The sequence below is a fragment of the Maritalea porphyrae genome (assembly GCF_030159895.1).
GTDB classification, from domain to species: Bacteria; Pseudomonadota; Alphaproteobacteria; order Rhizobiales; family Devosiaceae; genus Maritalea; species Maritalea porphyrae.
Window position 1 is genome coordinate 1 of sequence record NZ_BSNI01000004.1, and the last position, 2,142, is coordinate 2,142.

Below are 2,142 nucleotides of genomic sequence, written 5' to 3' on the forward strand. Positions count from 1 at the left end.
GGTCGTCGCCAAGTCTGCTAAAAACAAAGAAATTCTCTTCACGATATTAAATAACAAAACGCCCCGTTGGTTCGCCAGCGGGGCGTTTCTGCGTCAAAAGGGGAAAGTTCATGATTTTGGCTCTATATGTGTGTCTCAATCTTTGTTCATTTGTTCTCTTTGGCTGGGATAAACGAGCATCGATCAAATCCTACCGTCGTGTGTCTGAACGAACACTTTTGTTAGCTGCGTATTTGGGCGGCGCATTGGGCGCGATTATTGCATCGCAATTGTTCCGACATAAAACTCAAAAACAGCCGTTTAAGATGTTTTTGTGGTTTGCACTTCCCACAAATCTAGCAGTCCTATTGGCTTTGAACTTTTTGGTATTGGGTGCTTAGTTTTCACGTCTATGCGGATTCGCGAATAGTTCCGCTTTTAGAATAGGTTTATGCTGCTCCCATATTTTGTTTATTGGGTAGCAGTTATGTTCTTAAACCGTGTTGCGTGTACTCTTGTAGCCACCCTTCTTGCTTTCCTTGGTAGTCAGGTCCACTCCTTTGCTGCGATATGTGAGCCAAACTTTACACAAAAATTATGTGTTGCCGGCCACGCCTATGACCGACACTGCACCCCTCTGCCAGATAGTTACAGCGACTATCAGATCGATAGACAGCTACACGACCTGTTCGAGCTTTCACCAGGTATGGTGCAAAAAGGATTTTGTTCGGTAAGCGAAATTAGGATCGTCAAAAACTGGGGCACGATTTCTCATGGTGGATTCGTGGATGGCACACGCATTTTCGTGGACCGAGATTTTCTTTTTCAAATCGCATTGATGGAACCAGATAGGGCGTTCGAAAGAAATACCTACTATTTTCCTCAAGGCAGTGATGCCGAGTCGTTTGAACTGGTTGATCATCACCAAGTTGAAAAGCACCCAAAGCACGCCTTTGGTGGCGAGTTTGTTGTGCGTTATGAGTTTGCGCATTTCTTTTTGCATGAACTGGCGCACATTCTTGATTTCAATTGGGAGATCAACACGCATGCTGGCGTCGGATACTTTGGTTGTTTTCACGCTCATCAAGTCTTGGGGTATGAAAATCATACTCAAGGATGGCGCTATATTTCGATTGTTTCCAAACCATTTCCTAAAGGACTGACGAGCGAAGTCTATTCTCAGTTGCTAAATAGTGAGTTTGCTAGCTTCTACAGTATGAGCTCGCCGCGGGAGGATTTTGCTGAATTGTTTGCTGACTATGTGCTGTTGCAATATTTTGATGTCAACTACACAATTGAAAAGAGCGGCGAAGAGCTATTTGATCGAATGCTGCAATTTGAAAATCCTAATATTCAAAAGAAGCTCAATATTGTTCGATTGGTTTTGTCATGGTCTGAAATGACCAAACAGAATCAAATTCAGTTTGCCAACGATCGTGGTGCTTGCCGAGGCGCGTTTGATCCGCGCTAATTTTTGTCAAATTCAGGTTTTTGGTGGCGTTGGTATAGTCAGGGTGAACAAGATTTGGGTCCAAAACGAACCGCGAATATAAAATAGCCTTTCTATGTAGTTTGTAGATTTGATGTCAGAAACAAGAATCGCAGGGTGGCCGACTTTATTTGGGATTTTCTGAGGTATGCCCTCCCGACAAAACTACCGAGGATCTCTAGATCCTAGAATCGTAATTTGTTTGGACTAATCAACAAAGCGAAGCGTAAGGCCACTAATTGTAAGCGCAAATGATACCGTTTTTGCGCTTTTCCTTCGTACATCGCCAAGGGTGGACCGCTAAGCGATTGAATTCCTTAGTGAATGCATAAAAGTTCAAAATTTCAAAGATTTCTCTCATATTGTCGTTGACTCTAAATTGGTGCGGCCCTATAACCCCCAAGCGCTGACGGAAATGATGTCGCAAGACGGACACAAAGTTAGCTAACTATTTGAAAATAAATATAAAATTTTCGAATAGGGGTGTTGCAAAACGAGGTTATTCTTGCTAGCAACAGCGGACTTGGAAACTGAAGGTTTTAACCAAAAGTTACCAAAATTTTCTGATTAAAGTTTGTTGATTTTAATTAGAATTTGGGTGTTGACAGGTTGTTTAGGTAGCCTTATAACCCGCAACACTGAGCGAATGATTTGGTTTGTTTGTTTGGTGTTTC

At 42.4% G+C, this 2,142-nt stretch carries 2 protein-coding genes; both read left to right on the top strand.

Translation table 11 applies throughout. The annotated features are described in order from the left end of the window. Nucleotides 1-110 precede the first annotated feature (110 nt). The gene (locus tag QQL65_RS16575) at nt 111-380 is read left to right on the top strand and encodes a DUF1294 domain-containing protein (RefSeq protein ID WP_379863764.1); all 270 of its coding nucleotides are present in this window, start codon (nt 111-113) and stop codon (nt 378-380) included. Nucleotides 381-430: 50 nt separating this feature from the next. Next, entirely contained in the window at nt 431-1,450 is a 1,020-nt protein-coding gene (locus QQL65_RS16395; RefSeq protein ID WP_284366328.1) for a zinc-binding metallopeptidase, read from the top strand. Nucleotides 1,451-2,142: the final 692 nt, after the last annotated feature.

Bases quoted from the DNA above. Each gene is read 5' to 3' on its own strand.
- QQL65_RS16395 (WP_284366328.1), top strand. From the start codon at position 431: ATGCTGCTCCCATATTTTGTTTATTGGGTAGCAGTTATGTTCTTAAAC.
- QQL65_RS16575 (WP_379863764.1), top strand. From the start codon at position 111: ATGATTTTGGCTCTATATGTGTGTCTCAATCTTTGTTCATTTGTTCTC.